This is a genomic window from Stenotrophomonas sp. PvP093, from assembly GCF_017876915.1.
Taxonomy (GTDB): Bacteria; Pseudomonadota; Gammaproteobacteria; order Xanthomonadales; family Xanthomonadaceae; genus Stenotrophomonas; species Stenotrophomonas muris.
The window spans coordinates 48,633-65,750 of sequence record NZ_JAGIOX010000001.1; the positions used below are offsets into that span (position 1 = coordinate 48,633).

Here is a 17,118-nt window from a genome sequence, read left to right on the forward strand (position 1 = left end):
GCAGTACACATGGCAGCACGACGCGGCAAAACCCAGGCACGACGCAACAGCAGCAGCCAGGGCACACCCGGATGGGTGTGGCTGGTGGCCGGTGTGGCGATCGCCGCCGTGGTGTTCCTGGCGGCGCCGAACCTGTTCAAGGGCGAAGGCGACGGCTTCCTGCGCGCCGGTCCGCAGCCGAACCCGAACGCGCAGCCGGCCCCGGTTGCTGATGCAGACAGCGATGTCGGCAGCCAGCCAGCCGCGCAGCCGGCCACGCCGAAGCCGGCCGAACCGGAGAAGCCCGCGGCGACGCAGTACGACTTCTACACCCTGCTGCCGGGCAAGGAAGTGGAAATGTCCGACGCCGAACTGGCCGCCAGCGCGCGTGCCGAGGACCAGCGCCGGGCCAAGGCCGAAGCGTCGCGCGCGCAGGCCGCGCTGGAGGGCAAGCCGGTGCCGCCGGCGAGCACGGCCACGCCGGCACCGACCGCAACGGCCAGCGTCGCCAGCACCGCACCGGTGACCGCGAGCAACCGTCCGCTGCCGGCACCGCTGAGCGAGCGCCCGGCCGCGGCAACCCCGCCGGCCAGCACCGCACCGGCGTCGACCAGCACGGCCGCCACCCCCGCGCCGCGCGCGGAAGCCGCGCCCACCGCGCCGGCGACCACTGCCGCACCGGCGCCCGCCGACAACGCCCGCTACATCCTGCAGGCAGGTGCCTTCGGTGCGTCCGGCGACGCCGAAGCCACCAAGGCCAAGCTGGCCATGATGGGCCTGGCGGCACGCGTGGAGTCGGCGCAGATCAACGGCAAGACCGTGTATCGCGTGCGCATGGGGCCGTACGGCAGCGCCGGCGAACTGTCTGAAGCGAAGCAGAAGCTGGATGGCACCGGCCTGCAGGCGATGGCCATCAAGGCGCAGTGACGTTCTGCGGGACTGCATGAAGAAGGCCGGGCATTGCCCGGCTTTTTTTGTTTCTGCCGAGTCGAGCATGGCTCGACTCCACACACGGCGTCAGCCCTCGCGGGCGACCTGGAACCCGGCGAAGGACTGGCTGACCGGCATCAGCTCCAGGCGATTGATGTTCAGGTGCGGTGGCAGCGTGGCCACCCAGAAGATCTGTTCGGCGATGTCTTCGGCGGTCATCGGATTGGCACCGCTGTACAGCTTGTCCGACGCATTCTGGTCGCCATGGGTGCGGACCACGGTGAACTCGGTCTCGGCCATGCCCGGCTCGATCGTGGTCACGCGCACGCCGGTGCCGTGCAGGTCCGAACGCAGGCCCAGCGAGAACTGGCTGACGAAGGCCTTGGTGCCACCGTAGGCGTTGCCACCCGGGTACGGGTAGACGCCGGCCACCGACGAGATGTTGATGATCGCACCCTTGCGCTCCACCAGCTGCGGCAACAGGCGGTGGGTCAGGGTCACCAGCGCGGTGATGTTGGTGTCGATCATCGTGGTCCAGTCCGACAGCCTGGCGCTCTGTGCCGGTGCGGTGCCCTGCGCCAGACCGGCGTTGTTGACCAGCAGGTCGATCTCGCCGAAGGCCGGCGGCAGCGCCAGCAGGGCCGCCTCCATCGCCACCGGATCGCGGATGTCGAAGGCGGCGGCGTGCACCACGTCCTTGCCATAGCGCTCGACCAGCGGTTGCAGGCGTTCGCCGCGGCGGCCGGTGGCGATCACTTTCCAGCCGGCCTGGGCGAAGCGGTGGACGGCGGCGGCGCCGAAGCCGGACGTGGCGCCGGTAATCAGGACAGTGCGGGTCATCAGGCAACTCCAGGGGGAAAACCAGATCCCCATTCTGGCACCGTCCGGCAGCAGCCGTGTTGCCGGATCGGCCGGATCCGGGGTCAGATCCCTTTGCGGAGCAAAGGGGTCTGACCCCGGCGGCGACCCCACTTGTCGGGGTGACCGGTACAATTGCGCCATGATCAACAATGATGTCCTGCGCAGCGTGCGCTACTCCCTGGACCTGGGTGACCAGCACGTGGTCACCCTGTGCCAGATGGCCGACCCGGCCTTCGCCGTGGATACCGAGCAGGTGAAGGCTTGGCTGCGCCGCGAGGACGAAGCCGGTTTCGAGGCGATGAACGACAGCGCACTGGCGCACTTCCTCGATGGCCTGATCGTGCACCTGCGCGGTCGCGACGAGAGCCAGCCGCAGCGTGCGGTGGAAACCCGCATCGACAACAACCTGGTGCTGAAGAAGCTGCGCGTGGCCTTCCAGCTGCGCGACGTGGACCTGATGGAGATCTTCGCCAGCGCCGGCTTCAACGTGTCCAAGTCGGAAGTCGGTGCGTTGTTCCGCCAGCCCGGGCACACCAACTACCGGCGCTGTCTGGACCAGATGCTGCGCAACTTCCTCAAGGGCCTGAGCCTGCGCCTGCGCGGCTGAGCACGGCCTCGACGAAGGCGCGCGCGGCCGGCGTCGGCAGCCGCTGCCAGACCAGGTGTACGCGCCGGGTGGGGGTCGGCTGCAGTGGAATCTGAACCACGCCCTGGAAACCTTCGGCGATCAACGCCGGCACGATGCCGACCGCCAATCCATGGCGGACGAAGCGCTCGACCAGTTCCATCAGGTTGACCTCGAAACGCACCGTGTGCGGCAGGCCAGCGGCGGCGAAGGCATCGTCGGTCTGTCGGCGCGCACCGGTACCGCGCGGGAAGTCGACCAGCGCTTCATCCTGCAGTGCGGTCAATGGCAGCCGCGTGCGCCCGGCGAGCCGGTGCGAGGGCGCCAGTACCGCTACCAGATCCTCCTCCTGCAGCACCTGGTGGCAGACGCCGTCCAGCGCTGCCGACGGCGCCAGGCCGACCAGTGCCACATCCAGCGCGCGCGACTGCACCTGTGCGATCAGGTCTTCGCTCTTGTCCACGCGCAGCTGGAACTCCACCTGTGGGTGCACCCGCTGGAAGGCCGCCAGCATCGCCACGACGTCGATGTCGGTCAGCGAAGAAATCTGCCCGATGGCCAGCAGGCCACGCACTTCGCCACTGACGGCAGCCACGTCGGCGCGCAGGTGGCGCAGGCTGGCCAGCACCTGGCGTGCGTGCACCAGCAACGCCTCGCCGGCGGCGGTAGCCCGCACCTGGCGTGGCAGGCGCTCGAACAGCGTGGCACCCAGTTCCTGTTCCAGGTGGGCGATCTGGTGGCTGAGCGCGGACTGCACCACGTGGCAGCGCTCGGCGGCACGGGTGAAATTGCCCTCCTCGGCCAGGGCGACGGCAAACTCGAGCTGCTTGAGGTTCATCCAGCTATCTTGTTTTCAGATGACAAGGATGATGATGATTCATTTCCATCATGACCGCAGCAGGCGGACACTGTGCACCCCGCTTCCTGGAACACCGCGTGAGCCCGTCCCTTCCCCCTCTGCACCGCTGGCAGGTGCTGCTGATGTCGGTCGCCACCGGCGTGGCCGTGGCCAGCAACTACTATGCGCAACCGCTGCTGCACACCATCGCAGATGCCTTCGGCGTGCCGTTCGGCCAGGTCGGCATGGTGGTTACCGCAGCACAGCTGAGCTATGCCGCCGGACTGATCCTGCTGGTGCCACTGGGTGACCTGTTCGAGCGCCGCCGCTTGATCGTGGTGATGAGCCTGCTGTCGGCCGGTGGCCTGGTGATCAGTGCCTGCGCGCCGTCGCTGGCCTGGCTGCTGGTCGGGACCGCGATCACCGGTCTGTTTTCGGTGGTGGCACAGGTGCTGGTGCCGTTCGCGGCCACGCTGGCCGCGCCGGAACATCGTGGCCGCGTGGTCGGCACGCTGATGAGTGGCCTGCTGCTGGGCATCCTGCTGGCGCGTACCGTGGCAGGCCTGCTGTCCAGCCTGGGTGACTGGCGCCTGGTGTATGCCATCGCTGCCGGCACCCTGGTGCTGACCGCACTGGCATTGCAGCGCGGCCTGCCGCGATTCCACCACAGCGCCGGCCTGGGCTATTTCGCCTTGCTGCGCTCGATCGGCGTGCTGTTCGTGCAGGAGCCGGTGCTGCGCCAGCGCACCCTGCTGGGTGCCTGCAGCTTTGCCATGTTCGCGATTTTCTGGACCCCGCTCGCGTTCCTGCTGGCGCAGCCACCTTACGCCTACAGCGATGCCACCATCGGCCTGTTCGGGCTGGTCGGTGCAGCCGGCACGCTGGCGGCCGGCCTGGCCGGGCGCATGTCCGACCGCGGCCAGACCGGACGCGCCACTGCCATCGCGCTGGTGCTGTTGCTGCTGTCGTGGCTGCCACTGGGGCTGTCGGCCCACTCGCTGCTGGCGCTGCTGATCGGCGTGGTGGTGCTGGACCTGGCCGCACAGCTGTTGCACGTCAGCAACCAGAACCTGATCTATGCGCTGCAGCCCGCGGCGCGCAACCGCCTCAATGCCGGCTACATGACCGGGTACTTCATCGGCGGCTCGCTGGGTTCGCTGCTGTCGGCGCAGGTCTACCAGCGCTACGGTTGGACCGGCGTCTGCGTGGCCGGTGCCGCCGTGGCCGTGCTGGCCCTGCTGCTGTGGCTGCCCGGCGCGCTGCGCGCGCGCCAGGCGGCATCGTCGAACTAGAAGCTGCCCTGCAGCGCCAGCTCCCAGCGTCCCCCGGCATTGCCCGGGAACAGTCGCTTGGCCGCGCTGTCGGTGTCATGCACGGTGGCGCGCAGCTCCCATGCCGGAGTCAGCGTGGCAATGGCACTGAGCTGGCCATGCAGGTAATCCGGGCCCTGCGCGGTGGCCAGCCAGTACTGGCCCACCGCTGCTTCCAGGCGGACGCGTTCGTGCAGCGGCGCACGCACGCCCAGCTGGGCATAGGTTCCGCGATGGCCACCGGCCAACGCATCGTTGGAATGCGCGACCTGCAGCCAGGCGCGCTGCTTCCAGGTCACGGTGGTGTTGAGTTCGGTCCAGTCCAGCGCACGACCGGTACCCGGATACACATAGCGGGTGAGGTTCGCATCCAGCGTCCAGTCCGGTGCCAGCGCGCCGGACCAGCCCGCCACCAGGTCGAACTCGCTGCGCGCGCCATTGTCCGGCTTGAACGAGACGTTGGACCCCCACACGCTGGCGTACCAGCCCGATGGGATCGAGATCTTCGCGCCGGCTTGCACCGCCGGGTCACCATCGCTCTGCGAGCTGCCGCGCCACACGTAGTCACTGGTCAAGGCCGCACTGCCACTGACCTGCACCTGTGCCTGCGCGCTGCCCATGCCAAGCAGCCCTGCCAGGGCGGCCACCACCGCCGCCATCATCCCCTTGCTGTTCACTGCACTGTGTTCCTCGTCGAAGGCGGTCACGCCGCCGGGACGGCAGTGTCCAGCGCGTGGCCGTAACGGATCGAGGGTGCGGCCCGGCCTGCGGCGCAAATTCGGCGTAAATCCCGTGGATCGGGGCCATGCGCCAGCGGCGCGGTATCATGGCGCCCTGTTTCCAGGAACCAACCGCGTGGACGCCATCCTGACCCCGGTATCGATCGGCGAGCTGATCGACAAGATCACCATTCTCCAGATCAAGGCCGAGCGCATCGACGATGCCGCCAAGCTGGCCAACGTGCGCACCGAGCTGGACGGCCTGCTGCCCCTGTTGCAGCAGCAGCTGCAGGCACAGCCGGCCCTGGCCGCGCTGCAGCAGCAGTTGAAGGCGATCAACGAGCGTATGTGGGACATCCAGGACCAGCTGCGCGACAAGGAAGCGGCCCAGGTGTTCGATGATGCATTCATCCAGCTGGCACGCGGTGTCTATGGCACCAATGGCGAGCGCGTGCAGGTGAAGAACGAGATCAACCGCTTGGCCGGTTCTGCACTGGTGGAAGAGAAGCAGTATCAGGGCGAGTAACGCCGCTCATCCGCATTCCAGCAGGTGGCGGAAGCGGAACAGGTCACCGTCCCCGCGGATGCCGAGCTTGCGGTAGGCCGAGGTTTTCTGCGAGCTGATCGTGCTGGCTGAACGCCCCGATCGCAGGGCCATTTCGCTGGTGCTGACCCCTTTCAGCACCAGCCCGAGCACTTCCCGTTCGCGCTGGCTCAACGGCACCAGTGCCGGGGCCGGCATTCTGCGTGCACGCGTGCCCGGCAGGTTCAGTTCCGCGCGCAGCTCTGGTGGCACGAAGCGCCCTCCCCGGGCGACCACATCAATGGCACGCAGCAGCACGTCCGGTGGCGTCGACTTGGACAGGAAGCCGCGCGCACCGGCACGCATCGCGGTGGCCACCGTGCTGGCATTGCAGTGTGCCGAGAGCACCAGCACCGGCAGTGCCGGCCAGCGCTGCGACAGCACGTGCAACAGGGCCAACCCATCGCCCAGGTCGCCCATGGGCAACGCATCGATCAGCAGCAGGTCGACACACGTCGGGCTGCGCTCCAGCAGGTGCAGCAGGTGCGCCTCGCTGGACAGGCTCACCCGTACCTGCACACCCGCGTGCTGGCGCAGCAGCACTTCCACGCCCAACCGCAGTACCGGGTGCGGGTCCAGCAGCGCCAGGCGTCGTGGCCGATCAGGCAGCAGAGGCGGGAGGGTCAGCGGCATTGCGGCATGTCCAGGCAACATGGGACATCCAACGTAGGTCGGTGCCCGCAGCGGCGGAATCCAATTCCTTGCAATGGCTGGCCCGCGCATTCCGCCAGTCAGACAGCATTCCGGTTTGCCACGGCGCAAACGCAACAGGCCCGGCAAATGCCGGGCCTGTTGGGGCGTCTCCAGCGCGCAATCGCGCCGAGGCAGCAATTACCAGCTGAAGCGCGGGCCGACGGTGTATTCCTTGTCGCCGTGGCGGTTCATCTTCAGTTCGCCGTTCAGGCCCCAGTTCTGGTTCAGCTTGACCTGACCACCCAGGCGGCCGTACCACTGGCCATCCGGATTGACGCCGTGCTTCTTGGCGTAGTCTTCGTAACCGACCATGCCGTAGACCTCGGCGTGGGCGCCGAAGGCAGTGCGGATACCGGCTTCAGCGCTGTAGCCGTTGAAGTCCAGACCGTGCTTGCGGTCGAACTTCTGGTAGGCAACGCGGGCAACGAAGTCGGTGCTCGGAGCGATTTCAACGTTGTAGCCGGCACCGACCTTCCACTGGTCAACCTTCAGGTTGGTGTGGTCGATTTCCTGGCGGCTGTATTCGCCGAAGGCGTGGAAGTTCGGCAGGAAGCCGTAGGAACCCTTCACGCCCCAGCCGTCGGCCTTGATGCCTTCAACGTCGGTCTTGGCGTAGTCGGCTTCGGCGTAGTTGTAGGACAGGTTCTCAGCAGCCGAAGCGGTGAACGGCAGGGCAGCGGCCAGGGCCAGAGCAATCAGCGAATTCTTCATGGGGGTACACCTTTACTTTCTTATGGTGTGCAGCAGCGCCAGGGCGCCATCGCATCGGGAATGTAAATTCTCCGTTATTCGCCACAACGCTCCCTGAAAACAGCGGTCTTCGCATTGCTGAATTTTTTGGCTTGATTCAGGCTGCGTCTGGCATACGCGCGCGGCGCGCGTGCATTCGAATTCCGCTGACCCTTGCAACAGGAGGTTGCCTTGCACGTACCTGCCCCGCTGCGGTTCCGGTTCTGCGCCGCCGTCCTCGCCTTCATCGGCGTGCTTTCCACAGCATCGGCTCGGCCGTTGCAGCCCTCCGATTACCAGCGCGCCGAGCGCGTGCACGACAGCCACCTGCGCGGTGCGCTGCGCAATGCCTCGCTCCTGCCGAACTGGCTGGCCGATGGCCGCTTCTGGTACGAACGCGAAGACGGCCAGGGCCGGCGCGAGGGCGTGCTGGTCGATCCGGCGCAGGCCTCCCGGCAGATCCTTTTCGATCGCGCTGCGCTGGACAGCGCTGCGGGGGCCCTGGGGGTGAACGGGCAACGGTTGCGGTTGGTCAATGTGCAGGTGCTGGCCGATGGCCTGCGCCTGCGCTTCAGCGGTGAAGCCGGCATCGACTGCCAGTGGCCACGTTGGCAGTGCCTGCGGACGCAGGGCGCCATGCCTGCTGCCGATGCACTGCCCGCACCCGACGGCGAGGCCTGGCTGCAGGTGCGCGACCACAATCTATGGCTGCAGCAACGCCGACAGGCACCGCGGGCGCTGACCACCGGCGGTGTCGCCGGCCATGGCTATGGTGTATTGCCCGATTTCACCCTGCGCGGTATTCCACGCAGCCAGGGCCGGATGCCGGCGCGGCCATTCGCCGTCGGCTGGTCGCCCGATGGACGCTATGTTGCCGGCGTCCGCTACGACGAACGTGCGCTGCGGGACTACCCCTATCTGGAAAGCACCCCGGCCGGCGGCGCGCGGCCCCGCGTGCACACGGTGAAACTGGGATTGCTGGGCGATGCACAGCAGGTGCGTGACAGCCTGTACATCGTCGATGTGCGCAGCGGCCGGCAGCAGGACATCACCCTGCCCGAGGGCTGGAACACCCTCAGCGAGGCCGGCGTGCTGGGCTGGGACGGCCACCGGCTGTATGCCGCGATCGCGCACTTCGGCGCGCCGCGACGACTGCGCCTGGTGGAGATCGATGCCGGCAGCGGTGCGCTGCGCACCGTGCTGGAAGAAGCCGGCGACGCGCGCCTGCAGCTCAGCCTGTATTCCTACAACCGTGCCTCGGTTGCGATCCTGCCCGGCCAGGACACCGCCGTGTGGTTCTCGCAGCGTGATGGCTGGGGCCATCTGTACCGGGTGCGCCTGTCCGACGGCAAGGTGATGCGCCAGCTCACCCGCGGCCGGTGGGCGGTGCGTGACCTTCTCGGGGTGGACAGCGCAGGCGCTTGGGCATACTTCAGTGCTGGCGGTGTCGAGGGCGGCGATCCCTACGTACGTGGCCTGTACCGGGTAGCACTGCACGGTGGGCCGGTGCAGCGCCTGGCCGCCGATGGCAGCGACCACCTGGCCGATGCGGGCACCGGCATGCTGTTCGGCGGACGCGCGCCGCAGGCGCTGTCGCCGGGCGGCAGCTATCTGGTGGATACCGTGTCCAGCCTCGCGCAGCCGCCGCGCACGGTGCTGCGCGCCAGCGACGATGGCAGCGAAGTGATGGTGCTGGAGGCTGCGGATGCGCAGGCGATCATCGCTGCTGGCTGGCGGCCGCCGCGGCGCGAACGGCTGCTGGCCGCCGACGGGCGCACGCCGATCTTCGCCACCGTCTACCTGCCCCGCGACTATCGCGATGACGGCAGCTTCCCGGTGATCGACGCGATGTACGGCGGCGCCTTCATCAGCAATGCGCCGGTGACCTATGCCGAAGCGGTTTCGGCGCAGAACCCGGTATCGCGCGCCAGCCTGGCCGAGCTCGGCTTCGTGGTGGTCAGCATCGATGCCCGCGGCACCGGCGGCCGCGACAAGGCATTCCATGACAGCAGCTTCCTGCACGGCGCCGATGTGCAGCTCGATGACCATGTGGCCGCGCTGCGCCAGCTGGGCGAACGCTACCGGGGCATCGACCTGCAGCGGGTCGGCATCTACGGGCATTCGTTCGGTGGTTACAGCGCGGCGCGTGCACTGCTGCGCCACCCGGCGTTCTACAAGGTGGCTGTGGCCTCGGCCGGCAGCCACAATTTCCAGGGCATGTACGGCGGCGCCCTGCACGGCATGGACCGGCTGTTCGGTGGCGTGGTGCCAGCTACAGCCATGGCCGGTGGCGTGCCGGCCCCCCTTGCCGGGCTCGACAATGCGGCACTGGCCGGCAACCTGCGCGGGCATCTGCTGCTGGTCTATGGCGAACTGGACGAGAACGCGCCACCGGCGCTGACCCTGCAGCTGGCCGCGGCCCTGAACAAGGCCCAGCGTAGTTACGACCTGCTGTACCTGGCCCGGCAGGACCACGAACTGTTCCGCAACGACGCCACCTACACGCACCGCATGTGGGACTACTTCGTGCGCCACCTGGCCGGCCAGCAGCCACCGGATACGGTGCTGGCCCCGCTCCCGGGTGGCCCGGGCTGAACAGGCGCACGCGGGATGTCGATTCCCTACGCGCTGGTTCGTCGTGTACCTGAAGGCCGTGCATGTGGCACGGTCCATCCGGAGGCAGGCAATGAGCTACATCGACGGTTTCGTCCTGGCGGTGCCCACCGCCAACAAGGAGAAGTTCCTCGCCCATGCACGCACAGGGGATCCCGTTTTCATCGAGTACGGCGCGCTGCGCGTGGTCGAGTGCTGGGGCGATGACGTGCCGCACGGCAAGACCACCGACTTCTTCGGCGCGGTGAAAGCCACGCCGGATGAGACGGTGGTGTTTTCCTGGATCGAATGGCCGGACAAGCCGACCCGCGACGCCGGCATGAAGAAGATGATGGAGGACCCGCGGTTTGATCCAACGAAGAATCCGATGCCGTTCGACGGCGCGCGGATGATCTACGGCGGCTTCGTGCCGCTCTACGAGCTGACGCGCTGAACCCGGCGGACGTGCTCAGCGCGCGTCCGTTTCATCGCTGGCAGCAGCATGGCCGGCGCCCAGTGCGGCGCCGGCACCGAGGCCCATGCCGCCCATGCCGGCGCCCATTCCACCACCACCGCCACCGCCTGCACGGCCGCCCTTGGCATCGCCGTCGTTACGGCCCTTGCCGCCACCACTGGCAACGGGCCGGGTCGGCCCCTGCGGTGGAATCTGCAGATCGGCCGGAATCGGGGCCAGATCCAGCGCTTCGCGCACGAAGTCGCGCAGCGAGACCACCAGTTCGTGGGTATGCACCGGGCGCCCCTGTGCCAGTTCGTTGGCGGCACGCGTGGCCAGCCGCACCTGTTCGTCGGTGCCCAGCAGCAGGATGTCCGACAGCGCGGCCTCGACCGCATCGCGGATGCGCCGCGCACGGTCCGAGCGCGGCTCGGCGATGCCGTCGGCATCTTCGCGCTGGCGCAGGTCGCGACGATGGCTGGGATCCACGCCCAGCTCGCCGGTGAACGAACCGCCCAGGGTCTTGTAGGCGGCCATCAGCGTGCGCAGCCGTTCGTTGATCTGCCGGTTCTCGCGCTCGCGGCGCTGCTGCAGGGTCTGCATCACCAGCAGGCGGATGCCGACGCCGAGCAGGGTGATCAGGACCAGGCCGGCCAACGTGGACAGCACGCCCTGCCAGGAACTGAAGTCGATACCGCGCATGGTCGGGGCTCCGGCGGGAAGAACCTGCATCTTGCCCCAGGTAGCGCCCCAGAAACGCGAAAGGCCCTACCACCCGGTGGGTGGCAGGGCCTTCGGTCACGGCGCGATTACTTGCGCTTGGCGACCTTGCGCACGGCCTTCTTGGCCGGAGCCTTCTTGGCGGCGACCTTCTTCAGCGGCGCAGCCTTCCTGGCGACCGTCTTGCGGGTGGCGGCAACCTTCTTGCCCACCGCCTTCTTGGCGACGGCGGTCTTCTTGCCGACAGCCTTCTTGGCGACGGCGGCCTTCCTGCCAACAGCCTTCTTGGCGACGGCAGCCTTCTTGCCGACAACCTTCTTGGCGGCCGCGGTCTTCTTGGTGGCGACCTTCTTGGTGGCGGCAACCTTCTTGCCGACAACCTTCTTCGCAGCCACGGCCTTCTTGCCGGCGACCTTCTTGGCGGCGACGGTCTTCTTGGCCACAGCCTTCTTGGCGGTGGCGACCTTCTTGCCGACCACCTTCTTGGCGGCCGCGGTCTTCTTGGCAACGGTCTTCTTCGCGACGGCGGCCTTCTTGGTGGCGGCCTTCTTCACGGTGGCGACCTTCTTGCCGGCAGCCTTGGTGGCCTTCTTGGCGGCAGCGGTCTTCTTGGTCACAGCCTTGCCTGCAGCGGCCTTCTTCTTGGCCACTTCCTTCTTCAGGGCAGCGGCTTCGGCCTTGGCGTTCTTCTTGGCCGCTTCCAGCTTCTTCTTGGCATTGGCAACGGTCTTGCCGACCGACTTGGCGGCCTTGTCGGCCTTCTTGGCAACGGTCTTCTCGACCTTGGCCACGGCCTTCTTGGCCTTGGCAACGCGGGTACCGGCCGCCTTGGTGGCGCGCTTGACGGTCTTCTTGACCGACTTCACGGCGTCTTCGGCGGCGTGGGCGATGGTCTCGCCAACGTTGGTGGCGGCTTCTTTGACGTTCTCGACAGCGTCGGTCACGACCGACACACCATTACCGTTGCTCATGTTGCCCTCCTGGGGGCCTTAAGTATCAAAACGGGGCGATGCTATACCGACATTGACGATCGTGGAACGGGGCACGCGCCCGCAATCGCATCTGATGCGACGGCCATGGTGTAGCCCACCACTGCCGCGGAAGCGGCGGGTTCACAGGAAACCCCTTTTTTTAAGGACTACGCCACAGCAAGCGCGTGGTCGAAGATGGCCGTTGCGTGCCGTTGCACGGACGCGGCATCCGATGCGTGCTGTGGCGCATTGCGGCACCCGGTTGCGCGGAACTGCGCAGGTATCGGTCTGTGTCGGCGCCCCCGGCGATCGTCTTCGGTGGTGCAGGCGTCGCCTGTGCGGTGTCGCCACAGCCATGCTGTCAGCCTCCTCACTCGCCTTTCGCGGCCTGCGGTTTTCATGGCGCATTTATCCAGATCGCGACACACTCATTCAGCTTGTTTTACCGTAGGGCCGAACCGCCCCCACCCACGCCAGCGAACCGACAACCATGCGACCGCTTCCCACCCTGCTTACGCTCGCAATCGCCGCCGCCTTCGGTGGCTTCGTTGCCACCGGCATCAATGCCCACCTGGACAACCGTGCCGATGCAGCACCGCTGCCAGCGGTGCTGCCGACCACCGCCGCGTTGCCGGCCGCGGTGGCCGGACAGGCGGTGCCTTCGCTGGCGCCGATGCTGGAAAAGGCGATGCCGGCCGTGGTCAGCGTCAACACCAAGCAGGTGGTGCGCGTGCGCAACCCGTTCTTCAACGACCCGTTCTTCCGCCGCCTGTTCCCGGATATCCCGCAGGAGCGCATCAACGAATCGCTGGGCTCGGGCGTGATCATCGACGCCAAGGAAGGCCTGGTGCTGACCAACCACCATGTCATCGACAACGCCGATGACGTGCAGGTGACACTGGCCGACGGGCGCACGGTGAAGGCCGAGTTCCTCGGTTCGGACCGCGATACCGACATCGCGCTGATCCGCATCCCGGCGCAGAACCTGACCGACATCAAGCTCGGCAACAGCGACCAGCTGCGGGTCGGTGACTTCGTGGTGGCCATCGGCAACCCGTTCGGCTTCAGCCAGACGGTCACCTCGGGCATCGTCTCGGCGGTGGGCCGCAGCGGCATCCGTGGCCTGGGCTACCAGAACTTCATCCAGACCGATGCGTCGATCAACCCCGGCAATTCCGGTGGCGCCCTGGTCGACCTGCAGGGCCAGCTGGTCGGCATCAATACCGCCAGCTTCAACCCGCAGGGCAGCATGGCCGGCAACATCGGCCTGGGCCTGGCGATTCCGTCCAACCTGGCGCGCAGCGTGGTCGACCAGCTGGTCAAGCACGGCGTGGTGGTACGCGGCACGCTGGGCGTGGAGAGCCAGAACCTGACCGCGCAGATCGCGCAGGGGCTGGGCCTGGGCGAAACGCGCGGTGCGCTGATCACCCGCGTGCTGGCCGGTTCGGCGGCCGCCGCGGCCGGGTTGAAGCCGGGCGACGTGGTGGTCTCGGCCAACGGCCAACGCGTGGACAGCGCCGAAGCCCTGCACAACGTGGAAGGCCTGGCTGCGGTCGGCAGCCCGATGACGCTGGACGTACGCCGCGAAGGCAAGCCCGTGCAGATCAAGGCCACGCTGAAGGAACAGGCGCGTGCGGTCACCGGCGAGAGCCTGGACCCGCGGTTGACCGGTGCCACCTTCGTCGACCTGCCCGAGTCGCTGCGACAGTCGGGTGTTGGCGGCGTGCTGGTCAGCGAGGTCAAGCGTGGCAGCCGCGCGGCCAGCAACGGCCTGCAGCAGGGCGACATCATCACCGACGCCACCGTGGGTGAATTCGCCGACCTGGCCAGCTGGCGTGCCAACTTCCAGCAGCGCCCGCCGACCCTGGTGGTGCGCGTGCTGCGCAACAATGGCCAGCAGCAGGGCCAGCTCGTGATGCGCTGATCGCCCCGCCGTAACACCCCCTATACCCCGGCAATGCTATTGCTGTCAGTCCAGGTCGGCACCGCCGACACCCGTTCCCCCATCGCAACAGGAGTGATTCGATGAGCCCCACCAATACCGAGAACCTGAAGGAACACCTGGGTGAAGCCGGTTCCCACCTGAAGCAGGCCGCCACGGCCGCCGGCGGTGCGATCAAGGGCGCAACCGGTGCCGCGACCGACGAGCTGCGCATCGGCAAGGCCAACGTCAAGGCCGAACTGTCCGACAGCGCACTGTCTGGCCTGGCCGCCGCCGAATTCGGTGGTGCCGCTGCCAAGGAACAGGTTGACGCGTTGATGGACAAGGGCAAGGACCTGATCGACAGCGCCGCCGAGTTGATCCGTGAGCGTCCGCTGGCATCGTTCGGCGTCGCCTTCGCTGCCGGCTGGATCATCGCCAAGCTGGCCCGCGGCAGCAGCGACAAGTAAGCCGCGGCGTGAGCGAAGACAACGCGCAAGCCCCTGATCCGGCGGCCACCCCGCCGCTGGATGAGAGCATCCGCCAGGTCGGCGCGGCCGGTCGTGCCGCTGCCGATTCGGCCAAGCACACCGTGCGCTCGCTGCGCCGGCTGGCCTCGGCCGACTTCGCCTTGGCCCGCAGTGCCTTCGGCCGTGCGCTGGCCTGGGCCGGCGTGGCGATCGTATTTGGTGCCTCGGCCTGGCTGCTGATGGCGGCCACCCTCATCGCCCTGCTGCAGAGCTGGGGCCTTAGCTGGCTGCAGGCGCTGCTGATCACCTCGCTGCTGAGCCTGGCCGTCACCGGCTACGCGATCTGGCGGGTGTCCTACTTCTTCCACCACACCGGCATGCATGCCACCCGGCGCCAGCTGTCACGCCTGGGCCTGTTCGACGAGCCCAGCGAAGACGACCCCGATGCCGGCGTGCAGCTGCCCGAGGGCAAGCCATGAAGTTCGGCGCGCTGCAGCGGCGGGTGAAACGCTGCGAACAGGTGGTGACCGTGCGCCTGGGCGAGACCCAGGACCACTGGTCCACGCTCAGCGACGTCTGGCGAAAGGGCTGGTCGCCGTTGCGCATCGTGGTGGTCGGCCTGGCCGGTGGCTTCATCGCCGGCAAGCTGGAAGTGCCCGGCAAGGTCAACGGTGCGCGCTGGCTGCAGATGGTCGGTTCGGTCTCGAACCTGTTCGCCAGTGCCCAGGCGGCGTTTGCCACGGCGATGGCGGCACAGGCTGCAGCGACCGCCGACGACGCGGCCGAAGAAGCCGACGATGCCAGCGAACAGGCACAGGCGGCGGCCTCCGCCGCCAACGCACGGCCGGCACCTGCCCCCCGCCCGGAACCCGAACCGGAACCGCGCGAACCGCGCCCGGCCGAAGCCGCCACCGAGCTGTCCGAACGTTGATCCATGCACTCCGCCGCGCCGATCGCGGCCGGCGGATAATGCGCTCCCCTTCCCGGTTGGTGCGTCGATGAGCGAGTCCCTCCTGTCCCCGTCACCAGCCGATCCGCAGGGTGCGGAGGCACCGCTGCCGCCCCCGTCGCGTCCACGCGGGCCGATGTCGCTGGTGGTCCTGGCCACCCTGGCGGTGGGCTACACGCTGTGGGCCGCGCAGGACATCATCCTGCCGGTGCTGCTGGCGGTGTTCTTCGCACTGGTCGGCAACCCGATCCTGCGCCTGCTGCAGAAGCTGTGGATTCCGCGCGCGCTGGGCGCACTGCTGATCCTCGGCGCCGGGCTGGGCGTGACCGGTTCGCTGGCGGTGCAGTTGATCGGTCCGGCGATGGAATGGGCGCAGGAAGCACCGCAGCAGCTGCGCAAGGTGGCCCGGCAGGTGCAGGACCTGACCAAGCCGGTGCAGCAGGCCAACCAGGCGGCGGAAAACTTCGCCCGCGTGGCCGGCGGTGACAGCAACCACAAGGTGCAGGTGATCCGCACCCAGCTGGACGATCCATATCGCATGCTGACCCGTGCACCGCGCCTGGCCGCGTCGGTGCTGGCGGTGGTGCTGCTGACCCTGTTCTTCATGATCTACGGGCAAAGCCTGCAGCGCGCAGCGATCGCCCTGTTCCCGAACCGCCAGCAGCAGCGGTTCACCACCGACATCCTGCGTTCGATCGAACGGGAGGTCTCGCGTTACGTGCTGACCATCAGCGTCATCAACACCCTGGTCGGGCTGGTGTTCGCCGGCGTGCTGATGCTGCTCGGCATCGGCCTGCAGGAAGCACTGCTGTGGGGCACGGTGGCTGCACTACTGAACTTCGCCCCGTACGTGGGCCCGCTGATCGGCGTGGCATTGATGCTGTTGATGGGCTTCGTCGAGTTCCGCGACCCGCTGCAGGCCCTGCTGCCGGCCGCCGCCTACCTGGGCCTGCACACCCTGGAAGGGCAGATGGTGACCCCGATCGTGCTGGGCCGGCGCATGAAGCTGTCGCCGCTGGTGCTGATCCTGGCGCTGATGGTGTTCGGCTGGGCCTGGGGCATGATCGGGCTGCTGCTGGCAGTGCCGCTGCTGGTGTGCATCAAGCTGGTGCTGGCACGCCTGGATGGCATGCAGGGCTGGGCACGCCTGCTGGAGTGACGGCATCAACAACGGATGGACGCAGGTGGCGGAACCAGAAACAGGGACGAAGTGGCAGACTATGGCGCCCTACCCGGATGGATCCGCTCGTATGAACTCTCTCGCCACGCGTTGCCTTGCCTTGGCCTGCATTGCCGCTCCCGCGTTCGCCGCGACGCCGCCGACTGCCGATCAGGCGCGCACCCAGCTTGCTGAGGCGGTTACCTGCAAGCGGCACCTCACGCCCATGCAGTTCGACGCCATGGCCCGGATGCTGGCACCGGCCCCGGCAAGGGCGCAGGACGGCGAATCCAGCGGCGAGTTCCGGCTGACCACGCCCTTGATGGTGCTGGGCCAGCCCGTGAACCGGCTGCAGTCCTATGACGGCGACAGCGGCGAGGATGGCATCGACAGTTTCACCGCGTACTTCAGCTCGGCCAGTGTGGAACAGGTCGCGGCACTGGCGAAGATGTCCGACCCGGTAGCAGGCACCTACACGAAGGAAGTTGGGCGGCACAACCTGGACGTGCAGCAGTTCGACGGCCAGACCACCATCGCCTGCTCGTACAACCTGCGCTGACCCGGCCCAGCCACAGTGCCCACCCGCCCGCCGCGTCGCATGAAAGCCCGCGCGGG

General features: G+C 67.8%; 19 protein-coding genes. 12 read left to right on the forward strand and 7 right to left on the reverse strand.

Annotated features, from left to right (window positions below; genetic code table 11):
* Positions 1-9 precede the first annotated feature (9 nt).
* Entirely contained in the window at positions 10-906 is an 897-nt protein-coding gene (locus J3A72_RS00210) for an SPOR domain-containing protein (RefSeq protein WP_046428160.1), read from the forward strand.
* 90 nt (positions 907-996) lie between these two features.
* Here the strand turns inward: J3A72_RS00210 and J3A72_RS00215 are convergent, their stop codons facing one another.
* Complete coding sequence (locus J3A72_RS00215) at positions 997-1,749, reverse strand: SDR family NAD(P)-dependent oxidoreductase (RefSeq protein WP_014035694.1); 753 nt, start codon at positions 1,747-1,749, stop codon at positions 997-999.
* 160 nt (positions 1,750-1,909) lie between these two features.
* Between J3A72_RS00215 and J3A72_RS00220 the strand changes: the two genes are divergently transcribed.
* Entirely contained in the window at positions 1,910-2,377 is a 468-nt protein-coding gene (locus J3A72_RS00220) for a DUF1456 family protein (RefSeq protein WP_014645662.1), read from the forward strand.
* Here the strand turns inward: J3A72_RS00220 and J3A72_RS00225 are convergent.
* Positions 2,346-3,233: a LysR family transcriptional regulator gene (locus J3A72_RS00225; protein ID WP_014645661.1), complete on the reverse strand. Its 888-nt coding sequence runs from the start codon at positions 3,231-3,233 to the stop codon at positions 2,346-2,348. The two genes, J3A72_RS00220 and J3A72_RS00225, sit on opposite strands and share 32 nt — an antisense overlap.
* Positions 3,234-3,283: 50 nt before the next feature.
* Here J3A72_RS00225 and J3A72_RS00230 point away from each other — a divergent pair, with 50 nt between their 5' ends.
* Positions 3,284-4,525, forward strand: a complete 1,242-nt coding sequence (locus J3A72_RS00230) for an MFS transporter (protein WP_046428156.1) — start codon at positions 3,284-3,286, stop codon at positions 4,523-4,525.
* On the opposite strand, the gene J3A72_RS00235 is transcribed toward J3A72_RS00230, so the two are convergent.
* Complete coding sequence (locus J3A72_RS00235; RefSeq protein ID WP_075076410.1) at positions 4,522-5,220, reverse strand: TorF family putative porin; 699 nt, start codon at positions 5,218-5,220, stop codon at positions 4,522-4,524. The genes J3A72_RS00230 and J3A72_RS00235 overlap by 4 nt on opposite strands.
* A 178-nt stretch (positions 5,221-5,398) precedes the next feature.
* Between J3A72_RS00235 and J3A72_RS00240 the strand changes: the two genes are divergently transcribed.
* Positions 5,399-5,788 carry a DUF6165 family protein gene (locus tag J3A72_RS00240; protein ID WP_046428155.1) on the forward strand — a complete coding sequence of 130 codons (390 nt, stop codon included), beginning with the start codon at positions 5,399-5,401 and terminating at the stop codon, positions 5,786-5,788.
* 6 nt (positions 5,789-5,794) lie between these two features.
* On the opposite strand, the gene J3A72_RS00245 is transcribed toward J3A72_RS00240, so the two are convergent.
* On the reverse strand, positions 5,795-6,478 hold the full coding sequence (locus J3A72_RS00245; protein WP_032961444.1) for a response regulator transcription factor: 684 nt from the start codon (positions 6,476-6,478) through the stop codon (positions 5,795-5,797).
* 198 nt (positions 6,479-6,676) lie between these two features.
* Positions 6,677-7,249, reverse strand: coding sequence for an Ax21 family protein (locus J3A72_RS00250; protein WP_014645657.1), 573 nt, complete (start codon positions 7,247-7,249; stop codon positions 6,677-6,679).
* A gap of 210 nt (positions 7,250-7,459) precedes the next feature.
* On the opposite strand from J3A72_RS00250, the gene J3A72_RS00255 reads away from it, so the two are divergent.
* Positions 7,460-9,862, forward strand: coding sequence for a prolyl oligopeptidase family serine peptidase (locus J3A72_RS00255; protein ID WP_075076376.1), 2,403 nt, complete (start codon positions 7,460-7,462; stop codon positions 9,860-9,862).
* A 91-nt stretch (positions 9,863-9,953) separates the two neighbouring features.
* Positions 9,954-10,313, forward strand: coding sequence for a DUF1428 domain-containing protein (locus J3A72_RS00260; protein WP_014645655.1), 360 nt, complete (start codon positions 9,954-9,956; stop codon positions 10,311-10,313).
* 15 nt (positions 10,314-10,328) lie between these two features.
* Here the strand turns inward: J3A72_RS00260 and J3A72_RS00265 are convergent, their stop codons facing one another.
* Both J3A72_RS00265 and J3A72_RS00270 read right to left on the reverse strand, forming a co-directional pair.
* On the reverse strand, positions 10,329-11,015 hold the full coding sequence (locus tag J3A72_RS00265; protein WP_014645654.1) for a hypothetical protein: 687 nt from the start codon (positions 11,013-11,015) through the stop codon (positions 10,329-10,331).
* 107 nt (positions 11,016-11,122) lie between these two features.
* The gene (locus J3A72_RS00270; protein WP_075076377.1) at positions 11,123-12,004 is read right to left on the reverse strand and encodes a histone; all 882 of its coding nucleotides are present in this window, start codon (positions 12,002-12,004) and stop codon (positions 11,123-11,125) included.
* A gap of 490 nt (positions 12,005-12,494) precedes the next feature.
* Here J3A72_RS00270 and J3A72_RS00275 point away from each other — a divergent pair, with 490 nt between their 5' ends.
* The 6 genes from J3A72_RS00275 (at position 12,495) to J3A72_RS00300 (ending at position 17,062) form a co-directional block, all read left to right on the forward strand.
* On the forward strand, positions 12,495-13,928 hold the full coding sequence (locus J3A72_RS00275; protein WP_014645652.1) for a Do family serine endopeptidase: 1,434 nt from the start codon (positions 12,495-12,497) through the stop codon (positions 13,926-13,928).
* Positions 13,929-14,029: 101 nt separating this feature from the next.
* Positions 14,030-14,395 (forward strand): hypothetical protein, encoded by a 366-nt coding sequence (locus tag J3A72_RS00280; protein WP_004153835.1) that lies wholly within the window; start codon positions 14,030-14,032, stop codon positions 14,393-14,395.
* Positions 14,396-14,403: 8 nt separating this feature from the next.
* Positions 14,404-14,874: a phage holin family protein gene (locus J3A72_RS00285; RefSeq protein ID WP_014645651.1), complete on the forward strand. Its 471-nt coding sequence runs from the start codon at positions 14,404-14,406 to the stop codon at positions 14,872-14,874.
* Positions 14,871-15,326, forward strand: coding sequence for a hypothetical protein (locus J3A72_RS00290; protein ID WP_014645650.1), 456 nt, complete (start codon positions 14,871-14,873; stop codon positions 15,324-15,326). The genes J3A72_RS00285 and J3A72_RS00290 overlap by 4 nt, the downstream gene beginning before the upstream one ends.
* Positions 15,327-15,393: 67 nt before the next feature.
* Positions 15,394-16,503, forward strand: coding sequence for an AI-2E family transporter (locus J3A72_RS00295; protein WP_049441853.1), 1,110 nt, complete (start codon positions 15,394-15,396; stop codon positions 16,501-16,503).
* A gap of 91 nt (positions 16,504-16,594) precedes the next feature.
* Positions 16,595-17,062, forward strand: coding sequence for a hypothetical protein (locus J3A72_RS00300; protein WP_032961458.1), 468 nt, complete (start codon positions 16,595-16,597; stop codon positions 17,060-17,062).
* Positions 17,063-17,118 lie beyond the last annotated feature (56 nt).

Coding starts and splice junctions, on each gene's coding strand:
- J3A72_RS00265 (WP_014645654.1), bottom strand. CDS start 11,015: ATGCGCGGTATCGACTTCAGTTCCTGGCAGGGCGTGCTGTCCACGTTG.
- J3A72_RS00275 (WP_014645652.1), top strand. CDS start 12,495: ATGCGACCGCTTCCCACCCTGCTTACGCTCGCAATCGCCGCCGCCTTC.
- J3A72_RS00210 (WP_046428160.1), top strand. CDS start 10: ATGGCAGCACGACGCGGCAAAACCCAGGCACGACGCAACAGCAGCAGC.
- J3A72_RS00295 (WP_049441853.1), top strand. CDS start 15,394: ATGAGCGAGTCCCTCCTGTCCCCGTCACCAGCCGATCCGCAGGGTGCG.
- J3A72_RS00215 (WP_014035694.1), bottom strand. CDS start 1,749: ATGACCCGCACTGTCCTGATTACCGGCGCCACGTCCGGCTTCGGCGCC.
- J3A72_RS00250 (WP_014645657.1), bottom strand. CDS start 7,249: ATGAAGAATTCGCTGATTGCTCTGGCCCTGGCCGCTGCCCTGCCGTTC.
- J3A72_RS00220 (WP_014645662.1), top strand. CDS start 1,910: ATGATCAACAATGATGTCCTGCGCAGCGTGCGCTACTCCCTGGACCTG.
- J3A72_RS00230 (WP_046428156.1), top strand. CDS start 3,284: ATGACCGCAGCAGGCGGACACTGTGCACCCCGCTTCCTGGAACACCGC.
- J3A72_RS00225 (WP_014645661.1), bottom strand. CDS start 3,233: ATGAACCTCAAGCAGCTCGAGTTTGCCGTCGCCCTGGCCGAGGAGGGC.
- J3A72_RS00260 (WP_014645655.1), top strand. CDS start 9,954: ATGAGCTACATCGACGGTTTCGTCCTGGCGGTGCCCACCGCCAACAAG.
- J3A72_RS00245 (WP_032961444.1), bottom strand. CDS start 6,478: ATGCCGCTGACCCTCCCGCCTCTGCTGCCTGATCGGCCACGACGCCTG.
- J3A72_RS00300 (WP_032961458.1), top strand. CDS start 16,595: ATGAACTCTCTCGCCACGCGTTGCCTTGCCTTGGCCTGCATTGCCGCT.
- J3A72_RS00290 (WP_014645650.1), top strand. CDS start 14,871: ATGAAGTTCGGCGCGCTGCAGCGGCGGGTGAAACGCTGCGAACAGGTG.
- J3A72_RS00280 (WP_004153835.1), top strand. CDS start 14,030: ATGAGCCCCACCAATACCGAGAACCTGAAGGAACACCTGGGTGAAGCC.
- J3A72_RS00270 (WP_075076377.1), bottom strand. CDS start 12,004: ATGAGCAACGGTAATGGTGTGTCGGTCGTGACCGACGCTGTCGAGAAC.